The following is an 18,351-nucleotide window of genomic DNA, read 5'->3' on the forward strand; positions in this document are numbered from 1 at the left end:
CCCCCCCCCCCCCCCCCCCCCCCCCCCCCCCCCCCCCCCCCCCCCCCCCCCCCCCCCCCCCCCCCCCCCCCCCCCCCCCCCCCCCCCCCCCGCCGCGTTGTCAGTGGGCCGTGCGACGATTCTCTTCGGCGGCGGCCTCGGGGAGCTAGCTCCAGCGGCCCGTGCGCCCCAGCAGCAGGGCCGTCGCCGCCGTGCCCGCGGTGGAGGTGCGCAGGACGGTCGTACCCAGGCGGTACGGCCTGGCGCCGGCCTCGGCGAAGACGGCGAGCTCCTCCGGGGAGACGCCCCCCTCGGGGCCGACGACGAGCACGATACGGCCGGTGGCGGGGAGTTCGGCGGTGGCCAGCGGAGTGCTGCCCTCCTCGTGGAGGACGGCCGCGAAGTCGGCGTCGGCCAGCAGGGCGGCGACCTGCTTCGTCGTCAGCGGGTCGGCGACCTCGGGGAAGGTCAGCCGACGGGACTGCTTGCCCGCCTCACGGGCCGTGGCGCGCCATTTGCCCAGCGACTTGGCGGCCCGCTCGCCCTTCCACTGGGTGACGCAACGCGCCGCCGGCCAGGGCACGATGGCGTCCACACCGGTCTCGGTCATCGTCTCGACGGCCAGCTCGCCGCGGTCGCCCTTGGGGAGCGCCTGGACGACGGTGATGACCGGCTCCGGCGGGTCGTCGGTGCGCAGCTCCGTGACGGCGACGACGAGCGTGTCCTTGCCCTCGACGGAGGCGACCGTGCCGTAGGCCCCGGTCCCGTGACCGTCCGTCAGCACGACCTCCTCGCCGGCCCGCAGCCGCCGCACCGACACCGCGTGCCGGCCCTCGGGGCCGTCCAGGGTCAGCGTGCCGCCGGCGCGTGCCTGCGCGAGCGAGTCGACGAGGAAGACGGGCGCGGTCATGACGCGCCGCCGGCGCCGGGGAGGGACAACGCCGCCCGTGCCGCGTCGATTTCGGCCGCCAGGACCTCGACGAGCTGCGCGGCGGGCAGCTCCCTGGCCAGCCGGTGCCCCTGCCCCGCCCACAGGTTCATGGCCTGCGCGTCGCCCGCCTTGGCCGCGGCCTTGCGCACGGTGGAGGTGAGGTAGTGGACGGCGGGGTAGGCGGCCGGGGCGTACGGGCCGTGTTCGCGCAGGAAGCGGTTCACCAGCCCGCGGGCCGGGCGCCCGGAGAACGCCCGGGTCAACTCGGTATGCGTGAACAGGGGGTTGTTCAGTGCCTGCTTGTGCAGCGGGTTGGCGCCGGACTCCGGGGTGGCGAGGAACGCCGTCCCCAGCTGCGCCATCGTCGCCCCGGCGGCCAGTACGGCGGCGATCTGTGCCCCGCGCATCAGCCCGCCCGCGGCGATCACCGGGATCTGCACGGCCTCGCGGACCTGGCCGAGCAGCGCCAGCAGCCCCAGCCCCGCACCGGTCCCGTCCGCGTGCGGATCGTCCCGGTGGGTGCCCTGGTGGCCGCCGGCCTCCACGCCCTGCACACACACCGCGTCCGCGCCCGACCACTGCGCGGCCTGCGCCTCGGCCGCCGTGGTGGCCGTCACGACGGTGTACGTACCGACCTTGGCGAAGGAGTCGAGGACGGCGCGCGAGGGGCAGCCGAAGGTGAAGGACACCAGCGGCACCGGGTCCTCACGCAGTATCGCGAGCTTGGCCTCGTAGCCGTCGTCGCTGGGCCCGTCGGTCTCGCCGAGCTCGGTCTCGTACCAGGCGGCCTCGCCCGCGAGCTGCTCGCGGTAGACGTCGACGGCGGCGGTGTCGGCCAGGGTCGGCTGCGGCATGAAGAGATTGACGCCGAAGGGCCGGTCGGTCAGCGACCGCAGCTGTTTGATCTCCTGGTACATGCCGTCGGCGGTCTTGTAGCCGGCGGCGAGGAAGCCGAGACCGCCGGCGCCGCAGACGGCGGCGGCCAGCTCGGGTCCGGAGCCGCCTCCTGCCATCGGCGCCTGCACGATCGGATAGCGGCAGAGATCGGTCAGTGCGGTGGACATGAGCACATCGTGTCACGGGAAACGCCGAGCCCCCGCATCAGGGGCTCGGCGCAGGTACGCGCCTGGGCGCGCCGGTTCGGCCGTGGCCTACCGCCCGTTGAACGCGTCCTTCAGCCGCGAGAACAACCCCTGCTGCCCGGGCTGGAACTGGCCCGTGGGCCGCTCCTCGCCGCGCAGCTTGGCGAGCCGCCGCAGCAGCTCCTCCTGCTCGGGGTCGAGCTTGGTCGGGGTCTGCACCTCGACATGGACGATGAGATCGCCGCGGCCGTTGCCCCGCAGATGCGTCACCCCGCGCTGGTGCAGCGGAATCGACTGCCCGGACTGGGTGCCCGGCCGCACATCGATCTCCTCCACCCCGTCCAGCGTCTCCAGCGGGCACTTCGTGCCCAGCGCCGCCGCCGTCATCGGGATGGTGACCGTGCAGTGCAGGTCGTCGCCGCGCCGCTGGAAGACCGGGTGCGCAAGCTCGTGGATCTCGACGTAGAGGTCACCGGCGGGGCCGCCGCCGGGGCCGACCTCGCCCTCGCCCGCGAGCTGGATCCGGGTGCCGTTGTCGACACCGGCCGGGATCTTGACCGTCAGCGTGCGGCGGGAGCGGATCCGCCCGTCGCCCGCGCACTCGGGGCACGGCGTCGGCACGACCGTGCCGAAGCCCTGGCACTGCGGGCACGGCCGCGACGTCATGACCTGACCGAGGAAGGACCGGGTGACCTGCGAGACCTCACCGCGGCCGCGGCACATGTCACAGGTCTGCGCCGAGGTCCCCGGCGCCGCGCCCTCACCGGTGCACGTCGTGCAGACCACGGCGGTGTCGACCTGGATTTCCTTGGTCGTGCCGAAGGCCGCCTCGTTCAGCTCGATGTCGAGCCGGATCATGGCGTCCTGGCCGCGGCGGGTGCGCGAGCGCGGTCCGCGCTGCGAGGCCGTGCCGAAGAAGGCGTCCATGATGTCGGAGAAGTTGCCGAAGCCCGCGCCGAAGCCGCCCGCGCCGCCACCGCCGGACTGCGACAGCGGGTCCCCGCCGAGGTCGTAGACCTGCTTCTTCTGCGGATCCGACAGGACCTCGTAAGCGGCGTTGATCTCCTTGAACCGCTCCTGGGTCTTGGGATCCGGGTTCACGTCCGGGTGCAGCTCGCGCGCCAGCCGGCGGAACGCCTTCTTGATCTCGTCCTGCGAGGCATCGCGCCGTACGCCCAGGACCGCGTAGTAATCCGTGGCCACTTACGACTCCGCCAGGATCTGTCCGACGTAACGTGCCACTGCGCGTACCGCTCCCATCGTTCCGGGGTAGTCCATGCGGGTCGGTCCGACCACGCCGAGTTTGGCGACTGCCTCGTCGCCCGAACCGTAGCCGACCGTGACGACCGATGTGGACGTCAGGCCTTCGTGGGCATTCTCATGCCCGATACGTACGGTCATGCCCGAGTCCTTGGCCTCGCCGAGGAGCTTGAGCAGCACCACATGCTCCTCAAGGGCCTCCAGCACCGGACGGATGGTCAGGGGGAAGTCGTGCCCGAAGCGCGTGAGATTGGCGGTGCCGCCGATCATCAGCCGCTCTTCGGTCTCCTCCACCAAAGTCTCCAGCAACACCGACAGCACTGTCGAGACCGTGCCGCGGTCGTCCTGTTCGAAGGACTCCGGGAGATCCTGCACCAACTGGGGCACATCCGTGAAACGGCGTCCCACGACCCGGCTGTTGAGCCGTGCCCGCAGGTCCGCCAGTGAGGTCTCGGCGAACGGCGTCTGGCAGTCGATGAGCCGCTGCTCGACCCGCCCGGTGTCCGTGATCAGTACGAGCATCAACCGGGCCGGTGCCAGTGCCAGCAGCTCGACGTGCCGGACCGTGGACCGCGTCAGCGACGGGTACTGCACGACCGCCACCTGCCGGGTCAGCTGCGCCAGCAGCCGTACCGTGCGCCCCACCACGTCGTCGAGGTCGACGGCACCGTCCAGGAAGTTCTGGATCGCCCGCCGCTCCGGGCTGGACAGCGGCTTGACGCCGGCCAGCTTGTCGACGAAGAGACGGTAGCCCTTGTCGGTCGGGATCCGCCCCGCGCTCGTGTGCGGCTGGGCGATGAAACCCTCGTCCTCCAGGGCTGCCATGTCGTTGCGGACGGTGGCCGGGGAGACCCCCAGCTGATGCCGCTCGGTGAGCGCCTTGGAGCCGACCGGCTCCTCCGTCCCGACATAGTCCTGGACGATGGCGCGCAGCACTTCGAGCCTGCGTTCACTGAGCATCCCGCGCACCTCCAGTCCGGCCGTCCGCCGTTTCGTTACTCCTGGCACTCACGCAAGCCGAGTGCCAGACCCGGAGCCAGTGTACGGCCGGGTAGCACGGCCACGGCAAGGGCGACCTTGCGCGGCGTCCGCCCGATGACCGTGTTCGGCCGATCCGCCGGGCAACGCTATCGCGATGGAGCTAGCGTCTCGGTATGGGCACTGCTTGGGAAGAGGCCGGGTGGGAACAGCTCGGTGACGGTGTCGCCAGGCGCCGGATGCCGGGCTGGGACGAGACGATCGGCGTGATCACCGGGTCGGCCGGCGTCATGATCGTGGACACCGGTGCGAGCATCCGTGACGGCGCGGATCTGCGCCGGGCGATCCGTGGCGTACTGGGCCGGGAAGTGACGCATGTCGCGCTCACCCATCCGCATTTCGATCATGTGCTGGGCACCGCCGCCTTCGCCGGCGTCGAGGTGTTCGGCGCGGCCGGCCTGGGCGAGCTGCTCCGGCGCGGCAAGGACGAGCTGCGGCACGACGCGATGCGCCACGGCGTCGCGCGGGACGCCGCCGCGGAGGCCGCCGATCTGCTGGTCGCCCCGCACCACCATGTGCACGGCCAGCTGACCGTCGATCTCGGCGACCGGCAGGTGCTGCTCGCCAACGTCGGTCCCGGCCACACCGCCCACGACCTGGCGGTCCTGGTGCCCGGCCGGCACGGCGCCGCCGAGATCGTCTTCTGCGGCGACCTGGTCGAGGAGTCCGGCGAACCGCAGGCCGGCCCGGACGCACTGCCCCAGCAGTGGCCCGCGGCCCTGGACCGCCTGCTGGCCCTCGGCGGCGAGGACGCGGTCTACGTCCCCGGCCACGGCGCCGTGGTGGACGCCGCCTTCGTCCGCGCCCAGCGCGACGCCCTGGCCGCCCTCTTCGGCGTACCGCCCGCCTGAGCACCGGCCCCCGCCCCGACCGGGGCCCGTCGTCACCGCATCCCTCCGTGATCGCATCCCGCCGCGGTCAGGGCCCGCAGCCATCGGGTCCCGCCGCCGGGCTCTCGTATAGAACAGGCCCATGCAGAGCAAGCGCTACCGCCCCGACCTGACCCCGCCCTGGAAGAAGCAGCGCCCCGCGCCCGAGGTGCCGGCCGACCCCGACCTGGTCGTCGAGGAGGTCACCACGGGCTTCTGCGGCGCCGTGATCCGCTGCGAGAAGACCGCCGAGGGGCCCACGGTCACCCTGGAGGACCGCTTCGGCAAGCACCGTGTCTTCCCCATGGCCCCGCGCGGCTTCCTCCTGGAGGGCAAGGTCGTCACCCTCGTGCGCCCGCAGCACCGGCCGGCGCCGGGCGGTCCCGCCCGTACGGCTTCCGGGTCACTCGCCGTCCCCGGCGCCCGCGCCCGGGTCGCACGCGCCGGGCGCATTTACGTGGAGGGCCGGCACGACGCCGAACTGGTCGAGCGGGTCTGGGGCGACGACCTGCGCATCGAGGGCGTCGTCGTGGAGTACCTGGAGGGCGTCGACGACCTCCCGGCGATCGTCCGCGGCTTCTCCCCCGGCCCGGACGCCCGGCTGGGGGTGCTGGTGGACCACCTCGTGCCCGGTTCGAAGGAGTCCCGGATCGCGGCCGAGGTGACGGGCGAGCACGTGCTCGTCGTGGGCCACCCGTACATCGACGTCTGGGAGGCGGTGAAGCCGTCGTCGGTGGGGATCGCGGCGTGGCCCGCCGTCCCGCGCGGCCAGGACTGGAAGACCGGCGTGTGCCGGGCGCTGGGCTGGCCGGAGAACACGGGGGCGGCGTGGCAGCGCATCCTGTCCCGCGTACGGACCTACAAGGACCTGGAGCCGCAACTCCTCGGACGGGTCGAGGAGTTGATCGACTTCGTCACGGTCGGCGGGGAAGGCTGACGCGAGGGGGAGGCGGACGGCGGGTCCGCTGGAACGGGAGCGCGGCTCGCCGCGGGATCACCCAGCCGGGTGATCAGTCCACCAGGTCCCGCACCACCGCGTCGGCCAGCAGCCGTCCCCGGAGGGTCAGCACGGCCCGCCCCGCCTCGTAGGGCGCCGGCTCCAGCAGCCCGTCGGCCAGCGCCCGCGCCGCCGCACGCGCTCCCGCCGGGGCGAGGATGCCGAGCGGGCAGCCGTCCGACAGCCGCAGCTCCAGCAGGATGCGTTCGACGCGGCGGTCCTCGTCGGCCAGCACCTCGCGGCCCGCGCCCGGGGAGCGGCCCTCGGCCAGGGCCTGGGCGTAGGCGCCCGGATGCTTGACGTTCCACCAGCGGACGCCGCCGACGTGGCTGTGGGCGCCGGGGCCGGCACCCCACCAGTCGGCGCCGGTCCAGTACAGCTCGTTGTGGCGGCAGCGGGCGGCCTCGGTGGTGGCCCAGTTGGAGACCTCGTACCAGGTGAAACCGGCGGCGGAGAGCTTCTCCTCGGCCATCAGGTAGCGGTCGGCGTGGACGTCGTCGTCGGTCATCGGGACCTCGCCGCGGCGGATCCGGCGGGCCAGCTGGGTGCCCTCCTCGACGATCAGGGCGTAGGCGGAGATGTGGTCGGGGCCGGCACCCAGGGCGGCGTCCAGGGATGCCCGCCAGTCGTCGTCGGACTCACCGGGGGTGCCGTAGATCAGGTCGAGGTTGACGTGCTCGAAGCCGGCCGCGCGGGCCTCGGCGACGCAGGCCTCGGGGCGGCCGGGGGTGTGCGTGCGGTCGAGGATCTTCAGGACGTGCTGCCGGGCGCTCTGCATGCCGAAGGAGACGCGGTTGAAGCCGCCCGCGCGCAGCTCGGCCAGATAGCGGGCGTCGACGGACTCGGGGTTGGCCTCGGTGGTGATCTCGGCGTCCGGCGCGAGGCCGAATTCGTCGCGGATGGCCGCCAGCATGCGGGCGAGGTCGGCGGCGGGCAGGAGGGTGGGAGTGCCGCCGCCCACGAAGACCGTCTCGACCGGGCGCGGATCGTCGCCCAGCACCTTGCGGGCCAGGCGGATCTCCGCCACGACGGTGTCGGCGTAGTTGTCGCGGGAGGCCAGGGCGCCGCCGGAGCCGCGCAGCTCGCTCGCGGTGTAGGTGTTGAAGTCGCAGTAGCCGCAGCGGGTCGCGCAGTACGGCACATGCAGATAGAAGCCGAGGGGCCGCCCGGCCGCCCCCGCCAGGGCATGACGGGGCAGCGCCCCGTGCTCGGGCATCGGCTCACCATCAGGCAGTGCGGAAGGCATGGGAACCATTGTCCGTCATGCGGCGCGGAGCACGGTCCGCCCGACGGATCGCCGGGCGGAAGCCCTTACGGTGCCCGTGCGGGGCCCCGGGGGCCGGCCGGCCTGGGACATCGCTCTGGTGCCCGCCAGCGGGGGACATCGCTCTGCTCCCCGCCGGCGCGGGCTCGTCCGCCGTACGGCTGCTCCCCGCACGCCCCGCCCCGCCGGTCCCAGGCCCGACGCCCGCGGGAATACCCTCCCCACCCGCCCCGTTGTGGCCCCGCAGGGGGCCCACGCACCCCCTACGGGATCTGTTCCCACCGGCCCTACGGGACGGCCGCCCCCCAGGCCCCCGCGCCGCCCCCACTCGCCCCACGGAACCCTGCCCGTCCCGGCAGGCGCCCTACGGGCGACCGCCCGCGGCCTGCAGGACCAGGAGGGCCAGGTCGTCGTCGGGCGGGGTCGGGTCGAAGGCGTGGACCGTGTTGCGGATGTGGTCGGCCAGGGCGGTGGCGCCGAGGCCGGCGCCGGCGGCGAGGGCCGTGGCCAGACCGTCCTCGTCGTCGAAGAGCCGGCGCCCGGAGCGTCGCTCGGTGACCCCGTCGGTGACGCACAGCAGCGTCTCGCCGGGGCAGAGGTCGAACGATTCGCTGACGTATGCGGCGTCCTCGACCACCCCGAGCAGCATCTGCGGTGCCGCGACGACCCGGACCGCGCCGTCCGCGCCCAGCACCAGCGGCAGCGGGTGGCCGGCGCTGGCGAGGGTGCAGCGGGCGCCTCCCGAGCCGCCGGGGTACGGGACGATCTCGCCGTAGAGGAGCGACAGGAAGCGGGCCTGTTCGCCCTCCTCGCGGATCTCCACCGGCGCCTCCGCCCCGGCGCCGGCCGCCGCCACCGCCGCCGCCACCGCCGCCACCGAGTCCGCCGCCTCCCTGGCCATGGTCTTGTTGAGCCGGTCGAGCACCTCCGCCACGCCGAACCCGTCGCGGGCCAGCAGCCGCAGCACCGGCCGGGCGAGCCCGGTCACCGCGGCCGCCTCGGGCCCGCTGCCGCAGACATCGCCGAGCGCGAAGCACCAGCGGCCGTCCCCGGCGTCGAAGAGGTCCCAGAAGTCGCCGCCCGCCCAGGCGCCCTCACGCGGTTCGTAGACCACCGCCGACTCCACCCCGGGCACCTGCGCCCGCCCCCGGGGCAGCAGCCTGCGCTGCAGCACCTGGCTGATGCGCTCCTGGCGGCTGTACGCGCGTGCGGTGGCCACCGCACGCGCGACCCGCCGGGCCAGGTCCTCGATCAGGACGACGACCTCGTCGGGGATGCGCAGCAGTCCGCCCCGGCCGAGCAGCAGCGTGCCGAGGCGGCGGCCGCCGGCGACCAGGGGGCAGGCCAGCGCCGCGCCGCCCGGCTCCGCGCCCCCCGGGTCGTCCGGCCAGGGCCAGGGGACCGCGGCGGGCGCGCGGCCCGGCGGGGCGGTGCCGGGTACTTCCGGCGGCTGTTTCTCCAGTGCCGTACGCAGCGAGTCGACCCGGCTCTCGCTGGTGTGCCAGACGCGGGCGAGCCGCTGCTCCTCGACGCTCGCCGCGATGCCCCGGCCGGGCGCGCCGCCGTCGCCGTCGTAGAGCCAGACGGCGCACCAGTCGGCGAGCCGCGGCACGATCAGCTGGGCGGCGAGCGCGGCGACCTGATCGGCGTCGAGCTGGCCGGAGAGCAGGTCGGAGGCCTCGGCGAGGAACGACAGGGCGCCGGTCTCGACCCGGTCGGCGTCCAGCTCCCGGCGGGCGGCCCGGCGCGGCGCGGGGGCGAGGAGTTCGGCGGCCCGCAGTTCACACTGCAGCACCTGATCGGCGTAGGCGATCTCCGGCTCGGGCCGTGCGCCGGCGTCCGGCGCGTCCACCGGCAGGCGGAACCACACGGTCTTCATCGCCCGGCGGTAGGTGATGCCCCAGGATTCGGCGACCGCGCTGATCAGCTGCAGTCCATGGCCGCCGCTTTCGGAGCCGTCACTGTCGGCGGTGGCACCGTCGACCGGGCAGCCGCCGGACAGCGAGCCGTCGGACACGGGGCTGCCGGACGCGGTGCGCCGCGCACGGGCGCGGATCGGCTGTGCCGGATGGTGGTCGGAGACCTCGATGACGACGCCGGGGAGGGGGGCCGGGTCGGCCTCGTCGTCCCGCTCGCCCGCCGCCTCCAGCCGGCAGCGCAGCTCGACGGTGGTGCCCGCGTGCACCACCGCGTTCGTCACCAGTTCGCTGACCAGCAGCACCGCTTCGTCCGCGAGCCGGTCGGTGAGCCCCTCCGTGCCGGGCAGCCGCTCGGCGGCCCAGTCGGCGAAGGCCGCCCGGACGAACTGTCGGGCGGCGGCAGCGGCCTGCGGATCCCCCGGCAGACTGGCCCGCAGGGAGCGGGCGGCGGGTCCGGCCGCGGACGGGCCGCCGGCCCCTTCCGTCGTCGTCGTGCGCGTCGCCGTGACGTCGTCGTCCCGTGGAGACGAAGTGGTCGTCCGCATTGAGCAACTCCCGAGCAGCTCCGCTACAGCGCCGGATGCGCCACCGACAGAGTGACAGAACGAGCGCGGCCATAAGCACTGAGTCACGGAAGTCGGTGGTCACGGCGGTCAATTCGGCTGACGCGCCGGGGGAGTTGGCCGACGCGCCAAGTGCGGCCCGGGGAACCTCGGCATGCGAGACGGTATGGGGCGGACGGCGTGGAGCGGCGAGGGGCGGTACGGGGACGGCCCCGCGCGGCCCGCCCCGTACCGCCCCAGAGCCCCCTACGCCTCCCGTGCCCCCGCGTACATCTCCTCCAGCAGGTCCTTGAACGTCCGCTCCACGACCGGCCGCTTGACCTTGAGGCTGGGGGTGACCTCGCCGTGCTCGATGTCCAGGTCGCGCGGCAGCAGCCGGAACTTGCGGATCTGCTGCCAGCGCTGGAGCCCTTCGTTGACCCGCTCGACGTAGCCGTCGACCAGCTCGCGGACCTGGTCGGTGGCGACGACCTCGGCGTACGACTTGCCGGCCAGGCCGTGCTCCTTGGCCCAGCCCATGATCGTCGGCTCGTCGAGGGCGATCAGCGCGGTGCAGAAGTTCCGGTTGGCGCCGTGCACCAGCACGTTGGAGACGAACGGGCAGACCGCCTTGAACTGGCCCTCCACCTCGGCCGGTGCGATGTACTTGCCGCCCGAGGTCTTGATGAGGTCCTTCTTGCGGTCGGTGATCCGCAGATAGCCGTCGGCCGACAGCTCGCCGATGTCGCCGGTGTGGAACCAGCCGTCCTCCTCCAGGACCTCGGCGGTCTTGTCCGGCAGGCCGTGGTAGCCCTGCATGATGCCGGGGCCGCGCAGCAGGATCTCGCCGTCCTCGGCGATCCGGACCTCGGTGCCGGGCAGCGGCTTGCCGACCGTGCCGGTGCGGTAGGCCTCGCCGGGGTTGACGAAGCTGGCGGCGCTGGACTCCGTCAGGCCGTAGCCCTCCAGGATGTGGATGCCGGCGCCGGAGAAGAAGTAGCCGATCTCCGGGGAGAGCGCGGCGGAACCGGAGACCGCGGCGCGCAGCCGCCCGCCGAAGGCCTCGCGCAGCTTGGCGAAGACGAGGGTGTCGGCGACCTTGTGCTTGACGCCGAGCGCGAACGGCACCGAGGCGTTGCCGGTGCGCTGGAAGTTTTCCTGCGAGGCCTTGGCGTACTCGCGGGCCACCCCGGCGGCCCACTGGAAGATCTTGTACTTGGCGCCGCCGCCCTCCCGGGCCTTGGCCGCGACACCGTTGTAGACCTTCTCGAAGATCCGCGGTACGGCCGCCATGTACGTCGGCCGCACCACCGGAAGATTCTCGATGATCTTGTCGACCCGCCCGTCCACGGCGATCACATGCCCGAGCGCGATCTGCCCGGCGGTCAGCACCTTGCCGAAGACGTGCGCCAGCGGCAGCCAGAGGTACTGCACGTCCTCCTCGGTGACCAGCCCGGTCGCCTGGATCGCGCGGGCCATGTACGACCAGCAGTCGTGCGGCAGCCGTACGCCCTTGGGGCGGCCGGTGGTGCCGGAGGTGTAGATCAGCGTCGCCAGCTGGTCGGCGCGCAGCGCGGCGACCCGCTCCTTGACGCACTCCGGGTGCTTCTCCAGATAGGCGGCGCCGCGCTTCTCCAGCTCGGCGAGGCTGAGCACCCAGCCCTCGGGGTCGTCGGCCGCGGGCTCGGCGCCCGTGTCGTCGATGACGACGACGTGCGCCAGGTCGGGCAGCTCCGCGCGCCGCTCACGCGCCTTGGCGAGCTGTCCGGCGTCCTCCGCGATCAGCACTCGGCTGCCGGAGTCGGCGAGGATGTATCCGGTCTCCTCGGCGTTGGTGCTCGGATAGACCGTGGTGGTCGCGGCGCCGGAGCAGAGCACACCGAGGTCGGCGAGGATCCATTCGACGCGGGTGTTGGCGGCCAGCGCCACCCGCTCCTCGGGCCGTACGCCCAGTGCGATCAGCCCGGCGGCCACGGCGTAGACCCGGTCGGCGGCCTCGGCCCAGCTGATGGCCTTCCAGTCGTCCGGACCCTGACCCGAGGCGGGCGGGACCGGATAGCGATAGGCCTCGATATCGGGCGTGGCCGCGACCCGTTCCAGGAAGAGGTTCGCCACCGAAGGCGGCCGGTTTTCGATCAGCGTGTAGGTGTCCGTCACGGCGTCCTCCGGGGCCCGCTTCGTTGCTGGTGACTCGCGAGTAACCTTGAGCGTGATCAGAGTAGAGCGCGTCGGGCCGCCGCGTAAGGGCCTGAGACCGACTCGTTCACGATGTGACCAGTGCGATAGGTGTACGTAGCACGCTCATCGCCCGATATGCGAGCCGGGCCGGTCACCGCCCACGAGACCACAGCGGGCCACAGTGGTCACGCCGCGACGGAACGGCGCGCTCCGCATTCATCCCGATGCGCGTGCTGGCGTCCGGTGCGCGCCCGCACGCCCCGGTACGTGTTCAGAAGCCCGGTCCGCGTTCAGCGATACGTACGTCGTGCGCGCCCCGGGGAGTCCGCATCCAGTCCCCCTGCGACCTGAAGCCCCAGGGGGACTGGACCCCCTGGGGACCTAGGAGGGACTGGGCCCCCTGGGGGACCTAGGGGACCCACGGGCCCCACGCGCCCCACGCGCCCCCAGGCGGACGGACGGAGGCCGGACAGAGCCCCCGGAAGACGAGGACAGGGCGCCGACCCCCTCAGGGGGCCGACGCCCTGTCCTCGCTCTTGCCGCCTGCTTCTACTTCTTCCTGCGGCTGCTACTTCTCGCGGCTGCTACTTACTGCCGCTGCTACTTCTTCTTCTCACCGTCGGAGTCCGAGGACAGCACCGCGATGAAGGCCTCCTGCGGGACCTCCACGCTGCCGACCATCTTCATCCGCTTCTTGCCTTCCTTCTGCTTCTCCAGCAGCTTCCGCTTACGGGAGATGTCACCGCCGTAGCACTTGGCGAGGACGTCCTTGCGGATGGCGCGGACGGTCTCACGGGCGATGACCCGGGAGCCGATGGCGGCCTGGATCGGCACCTCGAAGCCCTGCCGCGGGATCAGCTCGCGCAGCTTGGCCACCAGCCGCACGCCGTACGCGTACGCCTTGTCCTTGTGCGTGATCGCGGAGAACGCGTCGACCTTGTCGCCGTGCAGCAGGATGTCGACCTTGACCAGGTCGGAGATCTGCTCACCGGTGGGCTCGTAGTCCAGCGAGGCGTAGCCCCGGGTCTTGGACTTGAGCTGGTCGAAGAAGTCGAAGACGACCTCCGCCAGCGGGAGGGTGTAGCGGATCTCGACACGGTCCTCGGAGAGGTAGTCCATGCCGAGCAGGGTGCCGCGGCGGGTCTGGCACAGCTCCATGATCGCGCCGATGAACTCGCTGGGCGCCAGGATGGTGGCCCGCACGACCGGCTCGTGCACCTCGTCGATCTTGCCGACCGGGAACTCGCTGGGGTTGGTGACCTCGTGCTCGGCGCCGTCCTCCATGATCACGCGGTAGATCACGTTGGGGGCGGTGGCGATCAGGTCGAGGCCGAACTCGCGCTCCAGGCGCTCGCGGACGACCTCCAGGTGCAGCAGGCCCAGGAAGCCGACGCGGAAACCGAAGCCCAGAGCGGCCGAGGTCTCCGGCTCGTAGACCAGTGCGGCGTCGTTGAGCTGGAGCTTGTCCAGGGCCTCGCGCAGCTCCGGGTAGTCCGAGCCGTCCAGCGGGTACAGGCCCGAGAAGACCATGGGCTTGGGGTCCTTGTAGCCGCCCAGCGGCTCCGTGGCGCCCTTGGTGAGCTGGGTGATGGTGTCGCCGACCTTGGACTGGCGGACGTCCTTCACGCCGGTGATCAGATAGCCGACCTCGCCGACGGAGAGGCCGTCGGCGGCCGTCATCTCCGGGGAGTTCGTGCCGATCTCCAGCAGCTCGTGGGCCGCGCCGGTCGACATCATCTTGATGCGCTCGCGCTTGTTGAGCGTGCCGTCGACGACCTTCACGTACGTCACGACGCCGCGGTAGGAGTCGTAGACCGAGTCGAAGATCATCGCGCGGGCCGGGGCGTCCTTGGTGCCGACCGGGGCCGGGACCTCGCGGACGACCTTGTCCAGCAGCTCGGGCACGCCCACGCCGGTCTTGGCGGAGACCCGCAGCACGTCGGACGGGTCGCAGCCCACGAGGTTCGCCAGCTCCAGGGCGAACTTCTCGGGCTGGGCGGCCGGCAGGTCGATCTTGTTGAGGACCGGGATGATCGTGAGGTCGTTCTCCATCGCCAGGTAGAGGTTGGCGAGGGTCTGGGCCTCGATGCCCTGGGCGGCGTCCACCAGGAGGATGCAGGCCTCGCACGCGGCCAGCGAGCGGGAGACCTCGTAGGTGAAGTCGACGTGACCAGGGGTGTCGATCATGTTGAGGATGTGGGTCGGGCCACCTTCCTCGTCGCTGCGGGCCCAGGGCAGTCGGACCGCCTGGGACTTGATCGTGATGCCGCGCTCGCGCTCGATGTCCATGCGGTCGAGGTACTGCGCGCGCATCTGCCGCTGGTCGACGACGCCGGTGATCTGGAGCATCCGGTCGGCGAGGGTCGACTTGCCGTGGTCGATGTGCGCGATGATGCAGAAGTTACGGATGAGAGCCGGGTCGGTACGGCTCGGCTCCGGCACGTTCGTAGGGGTCGCGGGCACGCAGGGTCCATTCAGTGAACGCGGGTAGGCGGGACTCGGGTATGTGACGTCTCCCCCATGGTCCCATGAGCGGCGGGGTCGGTCGGGTTTGGGCGGGGTGCCGGTCGTACCGGATGGGTCGCGGGGGCCTTGCGGGGTCCCGCCCGGAGGGCTCCACTGAGGCCTGGCGGGGGCTCGTGCAGAGGCTGATACGAGGCTGATACGGAGGGTGGCCCCGGCCGCTCCGGCGGGGGCCTCGGCCGCTCCCTGCGGGGGTCTCCGGCGGCCGCGGGCCCGGTTTGGGACGCCGTAGACCCTGCTGGTAGCCTGGTCCACTGCGCTTCGTGCCCTCTCTCGTGCGTGGCGCAACTCGAAACTCCAACGAACCTGAAAAGGCTCTTTCGTGGCGAACATCAAGTCCCAGATGAAGCGGATCAAGACCAACGAGAAGGCTCGTCAGCGCAACAAGGCTGTCAAGTCCACTCTGAAGACCGCGATCCGTCGCACCCGCGAGGCCATCGAGGCCGGCGACCTGCAGAAGGCCACCGCCGCCCAGGCCCTGGCTGCCAAGAAGCTCGACAAGGCCGTCAGCAAGGGTGTCATCCACAAGAACGCCGCCGCCAACAAGAAGTCGGCGCTGGCGAAGAAGGTCGCGGGCCTCAAGGGCTGACCTTCCCCCGGAAGAGGATCTCCGGCCCGTCGAAGGCCCTGATCTTCCTCCAACCGCAGCATCAGCTGCCTGCAGAACCCCTGCCGACAGGGACCCAGCGGCCCCTCTCTCCGCTCCCTGGTCGGTGCACCACCGCGCCGCACACGGCCTGCGTTCGCCACGCGGGTGCGGCGCACACCCGGCTCACCCGGCGGCCACCACCGCCGACGAAGCCGCAGTCGCTTGACGCGAAGGCCCCGCCACTCCCCTTCCCCGGGGTGGGCGGGGCCTTTCGTTTTCCCCAGGGGTGGGGCGGGGGCCTTTCGTTGCGCCTGCGCCCTTCACGCGATTGAGGCTGCACCATTTGCCGCGCTTGAGCCTGCGCCATTCGCCGCGCTTGAGCCTGCGCCATTCGCCGCGCTTGAGCCTGCGCCTTTCGCCCGCTGCGCCCGCACCCCTGGCCCTGCCTCGGCAGCTCCGGTTTCCTGCCTGCTCCCTTGCCTGCCGCCCCTCCTTGCCTGCGACATCCTCGCCCACACTCACGTCTGTTCCTTCCTCGCTCGCATCTGCCCTTTCTCGGGCCACGGCCCCCGTTCCGGCCGCCCCGGCGATGGACGTAGATGCGGTCGTATATTCGGTTCAGCTGTCAGTGGGGTCCGCTACGCTGCGGCCATGTCCATCTCGGGGGATCCGAACAATCCCTACGCCCAGCCGCAGCCCAACCCCTACGGCCAGGTGCCAGCGGCGCAGAACCCGGTGCCGCCCCAGCAGAACCCCTACACCCAGCAGGCCCCGCCGACGCAACCCCCCGGCGTCGGCTACGGCTATCCGGCACCCGGCGTGCCCGCCGCCCCCACAGGGACACCCGGTGGTTCCGGCGGCTCCGGCCGCGGCGTCTCCGGTTGGCTGTGGGCGATCGGCGGTGCGGTCGCCGCGTCCGCGATATGGGGGTCACTGCTGTTCGCCACCGGCGGCTTCTCCTCCGAGCCCAGCCCCGACCTCGCGGGCTACGGCTACACCAGCGATCTGTGCGCGGCCACCTCGATGACCCCGTTCGAGAACGCCGACTTCGAGACCAGGAAGAACACCGGCTCGACCTCGAAGGACGCCAACCCGCAGCACAGCGGCGCGCAGCAGAAGTCGCTGGACACCATGTGGTGCAACGTTTCGCTGCAGCGGAAGAACGCCGGCAGCTCCGACTACTCCTCGACCTGGCTGTACGCCACGGCCACCCTGCACAAGAAGACCGACCCGGCCCCGGAGTTCGCCGACAACTACCGCTCGTACGAGAAGCAGGACACCTCGGTCGGCTACAAGGTCGAGTCCGTTGCGGGCCTCGGCGACGAGGCGTATCTGGTGACCCGGAACGACGAGGGCGGCAGCAGCACCAGCTCCTATGTGATCCTCGGCGTCCGGGACGGCTGGATGACCTACCAGTCGACGTGGTCGAGCTACGCATCGAGCAGCAGCTCCAGCAAGCCGCCCACCTCCTCCGAGGTCGCGACCATGCTGAAGACCAGCGCGACGGAGACCCTCAAGCAACTGCGGAACTCAGGGTCGCGGTAGGCCCGACAACGGACACGGCAACGGACACGGCAGCGGACACGCGGCGGCAATGGACACCGACCGCGTACGCCGCGCCCCCCCGCGCGACACCGCACCCCCGTACGTCAGCGCACCCCGCCGTCAGCGCGTCTCGTACGTCAGCCCGTCTCGCACCCCGTACGTCGACGCGTCTCGCACCCTCGTGCGTTGGCGCGTCTCGCCACCGCCGTACGTCGACGCGTCTCGCCACCGCCGTACGTCACGGACTCCCGCGCATCACCGCGACCGCGCCGCGCGGGCAACCGCGACGATGGCCTTCTCCAGGGCGTACGCCGGATCGTCTCCGCCGCCCTTCACTCCCGCGTCGGCCGCCGCCACCGCCCGCAGCGCCGTGGCCACGCCGTCCGCCGACCAGCCGCGCATCTGCTGCCGCACCCGGTCGATCTTCCACGGCGGCATGCCCAGGTCACGGGCGAGGTCACCGGGGCGCGCGCCGCGCGGGGCGGAGGCCAGTTTGCCGATGGCCCGGACGCCCTGGGCGAGCGCGCTGGTGATCATGACGGGGGCGACGCCGGTCGCCAGCGACCAGCGCAGCGCCTCCAGCGCCTCCGCCGCCCGCCCCTCGACGGCACGGTCCGCGACGGTGAAGCTCGAGGCCTCGGCCCGGCCCGTGTAGTAACGCCCGACGACGGCCTCGTCGATGGTGCCCTCAACATCGGCCGCCAGTTGCGCACAGGCCGACGCCAGCTCACGCAGATCGCTGCCGATCGCATCGACCAGCGACTGGCATGCCTCCGGCGTCGCCGATCGCCCGGACGCGCGGAACTCGCCCCGCACGAAGGCCAGCCGGTCGGCCGGCTTGGTCATCTTGGGACAGGCCACCTCGCGCGCGCCTGCCTTGCGAGCGGCGTCCAGCAGGCCCTTGCCCTTGGCGCCGCCGGCGTGGAGCAGGACGAGCGTGATCTCCTCGGCGGGCGAGCCCAGATACGCCTTGACGTCCTTGATGGTGTCCGCGGACAGGTCCTGGGCGGCCCGGACCACCACGACCTTGCGCTCCGCGAAGAGCGAGGGGCTGGTCAGCTCGGCGAGGGTGCCGGGCTGCAGCTGATCTGGGGTGAGGTCGCGCACGTCGGTGTCCGCGTCGGCCGCCCGCGCGGCCGCCACCACCTGCTGTACCGCGCGGTCCAGCAGCAGGTCTTCCTGGCCCACCGCGATCGTGACGGGAGCGAGGGGGTCATCGTGAGCTGTCTTCCTGGCCATCGCGGTCCAGCATCCCACGCCCCACTGACAACGCCGCCCGGGCGGCCGCCCGGCCCACCGCCGCACCCGCCCGCCGGAGCCACCGGCCTCCTGCCGGACAATGGCCGGGTGAACGACAACGCCCGCCCCGCACGCCATGTCATCGTCCTGCCCGACCGCGACGCCGCCGAGGAGGTGGCCGAGGCGCTGGCCGACCGCTTCGGCGTCACCGAAGAACCGCAGCTCGTACGGGACGCGCTGGCCGGTGAGGACGACGCCGAGGACGCCCAGTGGCTGGTGGTGGTCGAAGACCCGGACGCCACCCACGACCCGGCGCAGCTGGACGGCCTCGCGGCGGAGTACGAGGGCTGGCTGGAGACCGAGTAGCACCGGCGGGCACGGGGCCCACGCCCTCGA

Annotated in this window: 14 protein-coding genes; 5 read left to right on the forward strand and 9 right to left on the reverse strand. The window is 72.4% G+C overall.

The window, feature by feature from the left end; genetic code table 11:
- Positions 1–145 precede the first annotated feature (145 nt).
- From AC0680_RS15570 to hrcA, 4 genes are all read right to left on the reverse strand, one after another.
- Positions 146–889, reverse strand: coding sequence for a 16S rRNA (uracil(1498)-N(3))-methyltransferase (locus tag AC0680_RS15570; RefSeq protein WP_478628573.1), 744 nt, complete (start codon positions 887–889; stop codon positions 146–148).
- The gene (locus tag AC0680_RS15575) at positions 886–1,974 is read right to left on the reverse strand and encodes a nitronate monooxygenase (protein ID WP_478628576.1); all 1,089 of its coding nucleotides are present in this window, start codon (positions 1,972–1,974) and stop codon (positions 886–888) included. The genes AC0680_RS15570 and AC0680_RS15575 overlap by 4 nt, the downstream gene beginning before the upstream one ends.
- Positions 1,975–2,061: 87 nt before the next feature.
- Complete coding sequence (gene dnaJ, locus AC0680_RS15580) at positions 2,062–3,195, reverse strand: molecular chaperone DnaJ (protein ID WP_478628579.1); 1,134 nt, start codon at positions 3,193–3,195, stop codon at positions 2,062–2,064.
- Complete coding sequence (gene hrcA / locus AC0680_RS15585) at positions 3,196–4,212, reverse strand: heat-inducible transcriptional repressor HrcA (protein ID WP_384426864.1); 1,017 nt, start codon at positions 4,210–4,212, stop codon at positions 3,196–3,198.
- 194 nt (positions 4,213–4,406) lie between these two features.
- Between hrcA and AC0680_RS15590 the strand changes: the two genes are divergently transcribed.
- Together AC0680_RS15590 and AC0680_RS15595 are read left to right on the forward strand one after the other, a co-directional pair.
- On the forward strand, positions 4,407–5,141 hold the full coding sequence (locus AC0680_RS15590; protein ID WP_478628582.1) for an MBL fold metallo-hydrolase: 735 nt from the start codon (positions 4,407–4,409) through the stop codon (positions 5,139–5,141).
- Positions 5,142–5,262: 121 nt separating this feature from the next.
- On the forward strand, positions 5,263–6,096 hold the full coding sequence (locus AC0680_RS15595) for a DUF3097 domain-containing protein (RefSeq protein WP_478628585.1): 834 nt from the start codon (positions 5,263–5,265) through the stop codon (positions 6,094–6,096).
- 73 nt (positions 6,097–6,169) lie between these two features.
- On the opposite strand, the gene hemW is transcribed toward AC0680_RS15595, so the two are convergent.
- The 4 genes from hemW to lepA form a co-directional block, all read right to left on the reverse strand.
- Positions 6,170–7,402 carry a radical SAM family heme chaperone HemW gene (hemW, locus tag AC0680_RS15600; protein WP_478628588.1) on the reverse strand — a complete coding sequence of 411 codons (1,233 nt, stop codon included), beginning with the start codon at positions 7,400–7,402 and terminating at the stop codon, positions 6,170–6,172.
- 382 nt (positions 7,403–7,784) lie between these two features.
- Positions 7,785–9,884, reverse strand: coding sequence for a SpoIIE family protein phosphatase (locus AC0680_RS15605; RefSeq protein ID WP_478628591.1), 2,100 nt, complete (start codon positions 9,882–9,884; stop codon positions 7,785–7,787).
- A gap of 264 nt (positions 9,885–10,148) precedes the next feature.
- Positions 10,149–12,038 (reverse strand): AMP-dependent synthetase/ligase, encoded by a 1,890-nt coding sequence (locus tag AC0680_RS15610; RefSeq protein ID WP_478628594.1) that lies wholly within the window; start codon positions 12,036–12,038, stop codon positions 10,149–10,151.
- Between the two features lie 621 nt (positions 12,039–12,659).
- Entirely contained in the window at positions 12,660–14,522 is a 1,863-nt protein-coding gene (gene lepA / locus AC0680_RS15615) for a translation elongation factor 4 (protein ID WP_478628597.1), read from the reverse strand.
- 382 nt (positions 14,523–14,904) lie between these two features.
- Between lepA and rpsT the strand changes: the two genes are divergently transcribed.
- Together rpsT and AC0680_RS15625 are read left to right on the forward strand one after the other, a co-directional pair.
- Positions 14,905–15,171 carry a 30S ribosomal protein S20 gene (gene rpsT, locus AC0680_RS15620; RefSeq protein ID WP_478628600.1) on the forward strand — a complete coding sequence of 89 codons (267 nt, stop codon included), beginning with the start codon at positions 14,905–14,907 and terminating at the stop codon, positions 15,169–15,171.
- 651 nt (positions 15,172–15,822) lie between these two features.
- The gene (locus AC0680_RS15625; protein ID WP_478628603.1) at positions 15,823–16,716 is read left to right on the forward strand and encodes a hypothetical protein; all 894 of its coding nucleotides are present in this window, start codon (positions 15,823–15,825) and stop codon (positions 16,714–16,716) included.
- 255 nt (positions 16,717–16,971) lie between these two features.
- Here AC0680_RS15625 and holA read toward each other — a convergent pair whose 3' ends face one another.
- Positions 16,972–17,955 carry a DNA polymerase III subunit delta gene (gene holA, locus AC0680_RS15630; protein ID WP_478628606.1) on the reverse strand — a complete coding sequence of 328 codons (984 nt, stop codon included), beginning with the start codon at positions 17,953–17,955 and terminating at the stop codon, positions 16,972–16,974.
- A 108-nt stretch (positions 17,956–18,063) separates the two neighbouring features.
- On the opposite strand from holA, the gene AC0680_RS15635 reads away from it, so the two are divergent.
- A complete protein-coding gene (locus tag AC0680_RS15635) occupies positions 18,064–18,321 on the forward strand; it encodes a hypothetical protein (RefSeq protein WP_478628608.1) in 258 nt (85 codons plus the stop codon).
- Positions 18,322–18,351: the final 30 nt, after the last annotated feature.

It is taken from the genome of Streptomyces sp. NPDC043738, assembly GCF_056436545.1.